Below are 8387 nucleotides of genomic sequence, written 5' to 3'. Positions count from 1 at the left end.
AAGCAGTACTGGTGGCAGGATACTGAACGCATCCAATAGGCAGCCGCTCATGCGCAAAAAGCCAATGTGCAGCGCCAGGCCCAGCTTCATCGTTGGGCCGCGCCGTCGCCCGATCAATTCGTGCTCGGCGTGGCTGCTGGGCTTGCGAACCGTCGCATATTGCAGCGGAATCAAAGCTCCCCCACAATCCCTGCAGTCCGACATAGGCCATGCGGCCGAAGAGGCGGCCACCCTGGTCGGATTTTCCGGTGTCGACGTCGAACCCGCTCTCAAGTACGAACACGCCTTGCACACCGTTTCCGAGGTTTTCGGTACCCCGAAGTCCCCAGCGGGAGCCGGCGATATTTCCGGAAGTCACGCGATAGACGCTGTCTCCATTCCCGGGCTGGTGATTGGCGTATTCGATGCCGCTATCAACTACGCCATACAGGGTCACTTCGAAATGGGCCAATCCTGTGGCACCCAGCAGGGAGAGCGCCACGCAGCAGCGTGATGCCGCTTCTTGTCGTCAAGTCTTGCATCTTGGATTCCTCCAGTTGTCTTGATGCATGTTCGGTTCGGGTTCTAAAAAAAGGGATTTCCTATAATAGACGTGCCGAACGGCCCGTCGTCAGGTGAATCGGGAAGTGGAAGCCAGCAGCGATCAGCGTCGTGATCGCTTCGCAAACTGGTTCGATGGCGGGCAGGTGGCAGGCATCTATGGCAGCTATCCGGGACGGTGACGGGGACCGTCTGTGCGGAGCCGTCCTCCGAATGCCATGCCGAGAAGGGGAAGAGCCACGGCGGCGGCGGCAAACAGCCATCGCTCGCCGAAGGTGCCGGCGACGGCCGCAGCGCCGCTCAGGCCGAGCGCCTGCCCAAGGAACAGGCTCGCGGCAAACAGCCCGACCGCCGTACCGCGCGATGGCGGGAACACCTCGGTCGCCTGGGTCTGCAAGGTGTTGTGAAGCATGTAGAAGCCGAGTCCGCCGAGGAAGCATCCGGGCACGCTCCATTCCCACCGTGGTCCGACCGCGACGATGGCGAAGGCGGCACCCAGGAGCGCGCCTCCGAGGGCGGCCAGCACATCAGAGCCCAGACGCCTGATCAGCACGCCGGACAGCGCCACATATACCAGGCCACCGACGCCATACATCGCCACCACCACGCCGGCCGTACCCAGGCCGAGCCCGAAGCGGCCGTGCAGATATGTCGGCACAAAGGCAAATCCCGTCAGGGTGAACAGGCCTTCGATTGCCGTCACTGCGAACACCAGTCTGGCGCGTGGCTGCCCCAGCACGCTGCGGAACTGCTCCCCGAATGAACGCCTGGCAATCAGGTCGGAGACCATGCCCGATCCCTGCATCCACACGACGAGCGCCGCGACGCCGGAGCCCGCCGCTAGCACCCCGAACGCAATGCGCCAGTGCAGCCAGTCGGCGATCAGCCCGGATATCCACTGGCCACCGATCATCCCGCCGATGGTCGCGAGGAAGAAGCGGGCAAGCACCTGCTGCCGGTCCCTGACCGGAACCGTATCGCCGATCATCGCCATGCTCATGGGGATGACACCCGCCGCGGCTGCGCCCGAGAGTCCCCGGGCCAGCGCGAGGGCGGGCATGGTCGGGGCCACGGCGGCCATGACGTTCGCAACGGCGCAGCCTGCCAGCGCAATGGTGACGACGCGGAGTTTGCCGAAGCGGTCGCCGAGCGGTCCAAATACGAGCTGCATCAGGCCATAGGCCAGCGCGAACGCGGAGATGGACCACGCCGCCATGCCAATGGGTACATCGAAGTCCGACGACAGTGCCGGAAGCAAGGCGTCACAGGCGCGCATGGACGCCATGCTCATGACCGCCGCAATGGCGAGAGCTCCGAACCGCCTCACTCCGCCACCCTTGCCATCGGATAGGCGTGCCGGGGCTTCGCGATCATGAAGACCGACCCTGCCGCGAGCAGCGCCGGCACGGCGAGCAGGCCGAATACATCGCCGAAACCCCAGCCAAGACCGAGAAGGCCTGCGCCGATGAAGGCGCCGGCCATGCCGCCGATCCGCCCGATGCCCTGCATCCACGCCACGCCCGTCGTACGCGCCTCGGTCGGATAGAGGCCTGCGGCATAGGTGGACATCGAAGTTGCCCCGCTCGTGACCAGGGTGCCACAAAGGAAAAGCGAGATGCCGAGGAACTCCGGATGATCGACACCGCGTCCCACCACGATGACGAGCACAGCGGCCAGCAGGTACGCTACGACGATGGTACGGTTGGCATTGAAGCGGTCCATGAGCCAGCCCGCAACAAGGTTGCCGAGCAAGCCGCCAAGGGGAAACAGGGAGGCCAGCAACGCGCCACGTTCCACGCTGAATCCGGCTTCACGGAACAGCGTCGGCATCCAGTTCGTCATCAGGTAATAGATCACCAGACCCATGAAGCACGACAGCCAGAGCAGGAACGTGCGCCGCCGGTATCCGGCCGACAGGATGAGTGCAAGAGCCGACGCCTTTCCCGCCTTGCCTGCCGAAGCCATCGGCGCGACGAACACGCAGTGTTCGAGCGATTGCCGAGGCGCAATGCGCTTCAGGATGCGCGCGATCCGCTCGGGCGCCCCGGCGCGCACCGCCAGGAACTGGGCCGACTCCGGAAGCAGTGCAAGGAGCAGCACGGCGAGTATCAGCGGCGCGATGCCGCCAGCCGTCAACACGCTTCGCCAGCCGAAATGAGGAATCAGCCAGGCCGATGCCGCACCGCCCGCCACCAGCCCACCGGAGAAGCCGCAGTACATGGCATTCACCGCAAGGGAACGCAGACGCGACGGCGCGTATTCCGACATCATCGTGATGGTCGTCGGCATGGCCGCACCGAGCCCGAGTCCGGTCAGGAAGCGCAGGACAGTCAATGTGCCGACGGTCTGTGCATGGGCGGCAACGAGTGTCCATCCTCCGAAGCACGTGACGGCCGCCACCAGTACCGTCTTCCGGCCAATGCGATCCGCCACGGGTCCCGCGAAGATCGCGCCCAGGCTCAGGCCACCCAGTGCTGCGCTCATGACGACACCAAGTTCGCCGCGGCCGATGCCCCACTCGTGCGCCAGCGCCGGTGCGATAAAGCCGATTGCCGCCGTGTCATAGCCGTCAGCCGCCACGACGAGGAAGCAGAAGGCGAGGACCAGCCACTGGCAAGGGGAAAAGCGTTCGGCGTCGATGAAGGACTGCACGTCTATGGTGCGGGATGCCTGTTTCATCGTTGTCTCCTGGATGGGCGGGCAAGCGCGCTGTGCGCGCTTGCCTCGTTTGTGAGGGTCAGGCGGCGAGGTACCCGCCGTCCACGGGCAGGGTCACGCCGGTCACATAGGTGGACATCGACGAGGCGAGAAACAGCACCGCGCCCACCAGCTCTTCGGGTTGCCCAACCCGGTTCATTGGGATGCGGGACATGAAGCGTTCGAGCTTCGCCGGGTCCGTGCGCGTGGAAACGGTCATGGGCGTTTCGATGACGCCCGGTGCAATGGCATTGACGCGCACACCGTCGCGCGCGAGGTCGGCTGCCAGCGACTGGGTCAGCATCTTCACCGCGCCCTTCGAGGGCGAGTAGCCGAGCGTGTTCGGCTGGCCCGAAAGCGACGCGATGGACGCGACGTTGACAATGGCGCCACGGGTCTGCCGCAGGGCCGGCAGCCACGCGTGGCAGACGTTGAAAGTCCCTTCGTGGTTGACCTTCATCACCCGCTGCAGGTTGGCCAGCGCATTCTCGCTGTCGATGCCCTCGCGAATGAGTATGCCGGCGTTGTTCACCAGCACGTCGACGGGGCCGACGCAGGCGGTGATCTCTTCGGCGACGGCGCGGCATTGCGCGGCATCGGTCACGTCCAGCGCGCAGGCTCGTGCCGCATGTCCACGGGCATCGATCATCGCCGCCGTCTCGTCGGCATTGGCTTCGTTCATGTCGGTCACGACGACCGTCGCGCCGGCTTCTGCGAGGCCGATGGCGATGGCCCGGCCGTTGCCCTGGCCCGCGCCGGTTATGAAAGCGACCTTCCCGGTCAGGAGTTGAGGAATCATCATGATTGCAATCGAGGGAAATTCAGGGTGAACGCCGCCACGGGGCCGCCGCAATGCGGCCGCGTGGGTGACAAAAATCGGGTAGGGAACTCAGTGCATGGCCAGAGGCTCGCGCGCCGCAGCCGCACTCGCTTTCGGGAGCGTGGTCTGAACGTGATCGGCGATGTGGTTGCCCGCGACATAGCCAAAGGTCAGCCCCGGGCCGAGCGTGATGCCCGCACCGCTGTACTCGCCGCCCATGATGCTTGCCGCATCGTTGCCCGCTGCGTAGAGGCCGGGGATCGGATCGCCGTCCCGGGAGACGACTTGGGCGTGCTCGTTCGTACGGATGCCCATGAATGAGCCAAGGTCGCCCGGTACGAGCTTGAGCGCATAGAACGGACCGTTGGCCAGCGGTGCGACGCAGGGATTGGGCGTGTGCAGCGCGTCGCCCTGGTAGCGGTTGTAGGCTTTGCTGCCGCGCCCAAACTCGGGATCGCGGCCGTACTGCGCCGCTTCGTTGTACTGGCGAACGGTGGCGGCGAGTGTCGCCGGATAGACACCGATCTGCTTCGCAAGGTCCTCGATCGTCTTGCCGCGCTTGAGGTAGCCGTTGCGCAGATGCGGCCCGAGCGGCATCGGGAACGGCTTCACGAAGCCGAGGCCGTAGCGCCGGATCGCCGCATGGTCGGCGATCAGCCAGCACGCCGTCTCCGGCTTGCCCTTCGAGGCGGCGATCATCGCCTGCACGAGATCGTGGTATGAGTTCGCCTCGTTGGCGAAGCGCTTGCCATCCAGGCTGACGGCAATCACGCCTGGTTTCGCCCGGTCGATGAAGTGGGGCATGATGCCGGTCGTGCCGTCCTTGCGCGGCACGAGCGACATAGGCGTCCACGCGGCGGCATTCGACAGGGTCTTGTCGAACACACCGCCCACCTCTTCGGCCATGCGCATGCCGTCGCCCACATTGGTCTGCGGCGTTGGCGAGAAGTGGCCGTGCCCGGCCTTCACGTGCGGGTAAGTCTCCTTGCGCCGCTCGAGGTTGTGCGGGAATCCGCCGCTGGCCAGCACCACACCGTGACGCGCCTTCACGCTGACCCGCTGGCCGTCGCGCTCAAGCACCGCGCCGGAGACGCGCCCCCCCTCCTGCAACAACTGCACGGCAGGCGACGACAGCCATACCGGGATCGACAGGTCGGCCGCCGACTTCGCGAGCCGCGCGGCCAGCGCGTTGCCGTTGGTCAGCGTCATGCCCCGCCCGTACTTCATCACCTCCAGGAAATGTTTGGTCAGACGTTTGGTGACATACCAAGCGGACTGCAGCGATCGCGTCACCCGCATGAAGTGAACGATCTCCTTGCCGGAGCCGATCGTTACGCCGAAGACCGTCAGTTCCGGCAGCACGGGGCCGAGGGTTTTGAGCAGCGGGCCGAGCTCGCGCGCGTCGTACGGACGCGTCACCATCGAGCGGCCACCCTGTGCGGCGCCGGGCGCCTCGGCGTGGTAGTCCGGGAACGTTAGCGGCATGTCGAACTGGACGGCGGTCTTCGTCATGAAGAACTCGATCGCTTTCGGGCCGTTCGCCAGAAAGGCGCGTACACGCGCCTCATCGAACCCGGCGCCGGCCTGGTTCCGGATATAGGTCAGCGCCTGGTCCGGTAGTTCGTGATGGCCGTATGCCTTGCCCAGATGGGTGTTCGGCACCCAGAGCCAGCCGCCCGAGCGGGCCGTCGTGCCGCCGTAGTAGCTCGCCTTCTCGGCCACGATGACCTTCAGCCCCCGGCTGGCGGCAGTAATGGCCGTGGACATGCCGGCGACGCCTGATCCGATGACCAGAACATCACATTTTTCCTGTTGCAGTGTAGACATCGACTTCTCCATTCAAGTGCGGGCGGTACGGTCGCCAAGAGCGGCACCACCATGCCTGCTAGATTAGTACTAGCGCGCTTGAAATTATCTACACGTTAACCCTACGCTTGTTCATTAGATATTGTCTAGTGCTATACTGCGCCCACTATCCATCTCATGGCAGGGACATACCGTGGAACAGACCGACCAGGCACCCGAGCGAGAGCGCCGCGGCATCCAGTCGATTGAAGTGGGAGGAGAAATCCTGAAGGTGCTGGCCTCCGAGGCCAGGCCGATGGCGCTACGCGATCTCGTGAAGGCGGCGAACATGCCGTCCGGCAAGATCCATCCGTATCTGGTGAGCTTCGGCAAGATCGGGCTCGTCGCCCAGGACCCGGTCACGGGTCACTATCTGCTCGGCCCGATGGCCATCCAGCTCGGGCTAACCAGCCTGCAGACGCTGAACCCGATCCGCGAGGCCACACCGTTCGCCGAAGCGCTTTCGGAAGAGACGTCGCACGCGGTCGCGCTCGCTGTTTGGGGAAACCTTGGGCCGGTCATCGTGCGGCTGATCGATGCGTCCTATCCCATCCACACGAACATCCGCACCGGCACGGTCATGTCGCTCGCCAATACGGCGACCGGCAGGGTTTTCTCGGCATTCCTGCCACGGCAGTTCACCGAAAAGCTGTTGCTGGACGATCGCATTCGGCTCGGCCCCGATATTGCGCATCCGCTGGACGCCGCCGTGGTCGAGGAAATGATCAAGGAAGCGCGGGCGCGCCACATGTCCCGCAGCATCAACCATCCCACGCCAGGGATCGTCGCCTTTTCTGCGCCGGTGTTCGATTATTCGGGAAACATTGCGCTGACGATCACCATCATGGGACCGACCGGCACTGTTGATACCGATTGGGAGGGGCCGGTGGCCAAAGCACTGGATGCGTGTGCGCAGGCGGTTTCGAAGCGCCTCGGCTACAGGGGCTCGTAGAAGTGCTTACAGTCGTCTAGCTTCAGGGGGCTGAAATGGTCGTTTCCATGAGCGGCCATTTCTTGCCCGACGACGGTCCGTCTATCTTGAGGCTTGTGCGATGCCGGCGCTTACACGTGGGATTGGACGAAAGGCAGAAACGGCCGATGAAGCGCCGTTGGCCGACACGGCGGCGGACGGCTCCTCCCGGCCAGTTTCGGCCGTTCATCCACGTCGTTGCGCGGACATCTGAACGTCGGCTTCACTCTGACAGCGGCCCTTCGTCGAACGATGCCATCCGGCGGGCGGTCGGCCGTTGCGGACCGATACGCCCTATCGATAACGACCATCTGCGATGGGTCCGTTCGTGCGCGCATCATGTCCATAGCGGACCTTCGGTGCGTGTTGCCGATGCAGCGCACAACGGGGTGGGACCCAGGCAGAAGGAGAATTCCTCGCCACGGCCGTCGCTACGATTACGCTGCCCCACTACTCGCAATGTCGACCGTCACGTAGCAAGTCCGCTTTGGCGGTGCTCGGGGGCCAAGCAAAGCTGAAATTGCTGGATGAATACAACTGCCATTGCCCACTTCCTTTCAGCTCCAGTACCTGGTGGTGGTATTTCAGAAGCGTGGGGCGGTGGCTGACGCTGACAAGAGTGGTGGATGTGCTGCACAGTTGAGAATACAGATCCTCCTCATTGCCAATATCCAACGCGCTGGTCGCCTCGTCCAACATGGCATACCGAGGTCTTGAAAGCAACACGCGAGCGAAAGCGAGCCGTTGCCGCTCACCGACGGAGAGAACTTTTCCCCAGTCCAGGTCCGCATCCAATCCACCAAATCTCTCGATGAGATCTGGAAGGTTCACCATCTCCAGCAGCCGCAGAAGTTCCCCGTCCGATATTCTCCCGTGATTGTTGTTGGGATATAGCAACTGGTCGCGCAAGCTACCGGGCACCATGTAGGGGTGTTGTGGTAAGAACTGCATCTCCTCTGGGCCTGGCCGGACGATCCGCCCCTTGCCGGTGTTCCACAGGCCCGCAACCGCGCGTAAAAGCGAGCACTTTCCACCCCCGCTCACGCCCACAATGAGGAGGCCCTCCCCTGGGTTGACTGAGACGGACAGGTCCTTGATCAGCGTCCGCTCACGACTAGGCGTCTGCAGAGTCACATGCTCGAGTGCCAAACGGGAGTCTTGTAATACTTGAATCTCGTCTTCTGCTTCCTTCGGGCTCGCTGGTTTCGCCGCGAGATAGCCGGAGAATGTGTCCAGGCGGTCCAGTCCTGCGACAAATAGGCTCAGGCTCTCGAAATTATCAACGATAATCGTCAGTGCACTCAATATCGCGGCAAATGCGCCGGCCGCTTGGATCGCGCGCCCGACTTCAAGCCATGCGGTTATACACATCGTTGACCCACCGAAGCGATCCTGGCGCCCCGGAAAAGTGTTTACATTCAAGGACTTGAAGCGGCACTTGTAAACTGTCTGAGTCTCGCGTTTACTTCTCGCGTTTACTTCTGCCTTTTTGGGTGACGCGTTGACGATTGAATC

Annotated in this window: 6 protein-coding genes and 1 pseudogene; 1 reads left to right on the top strand and 6 read right to left on the bottom strand. The window is 63.6% G+C overall.

Annotated elements, in window-relative coordinates; genetic code table 11:
• Positions 1–175 precede the first annotated feature (175 nt).
• From AC1DT6_RS39630 to AC1DT6_RS39610, 5 genes and pseudogenes are all read right to left on the bottom strand, one after another.
• Positions 176–481: pseudogene (locus AC1DT6_RS39630) on the bottom strand (porin); the annotation flags it as partial.
• A gap of 225 nt (positions 482–706) precedes the next feature.
• A complete protein-coding gene (locus AC1DT6_RS39625; RefSeq protein WP_441634766.1) occupies positions 707–1867 on the bottom strand; it encodes an MFS transporter in 1161 nt (386 codons plus the stop codon).
• A complete protein-coding gene (locus AC1DT6_RS39620; RefSeq protein ID WP_441634764.1) occupies positions 1864–3219 on the bottom strand; it encodes an MFS transporter in 1356 nt (451 codons plus the stop codon). The genes AC1DT6_RS39625 and AC1DT6_RS39620 overlap by 4 nt, the downstream gene beginning before the upstream one ends.
• Positions 3220–3277: 58 nt before the next feature.
• Entirely contained in the window at positions 3278–4036 is a 759-nt protein-coding gene (locus AC1DT6_RS39615; RefSeq protein ID WP_441634776.1) for an SDR family NAD(P)-dependent oxidoreductase, read from the bottom strand.
• 90 nt (positions 4037–4126) lie between these two features.
• A complete protein-coding gene (locus AC1DT6_RS39610; protein ID WP_477104610.1) occupies positions 4127–5884 on the bottom strand; it encodes an FAD-dependent oxidoreductase in 1758 nt (585 codons plus the stop codon).
• Between the two features lie 172 nt (positions 5885–6056).
• Here AC1DT6_RS39610 and AC1DT6_RS39605 point away from each other — a divergent pair, with 172 nt between their 5' ends.
• Positions 6057–6854, top strand: coding sequence for an IclR family transcriptional regulator (locus tag AC1DT6_RS39605; protein ID WP_477104611.1), 798 nt, complete (start codon positions 6057–6059; stop codon positions 6852–6854).
• Positions 6855–7322: 468 nt separating this feature from the next.
• On the opposite strand, the gene AC1DT6_RS39600 is transcribed toward AC1DT6_RS39605, so the two are convergent.
• A partial coding sequence (locus tag AC1DT6_RS39600; protein WP_477115540.1) for an ATP-binding cassette domain-containing protein occupies positions 7323–8387 on the bottom strand: 1065 nt, incomplete at its 5' end.

Source organism: Cupriavidus sp. 01L45 (assembly GCF_056399885.1).
This window is presented reverse-complemented; position numbering and strand designations above follow the sequence as displayed.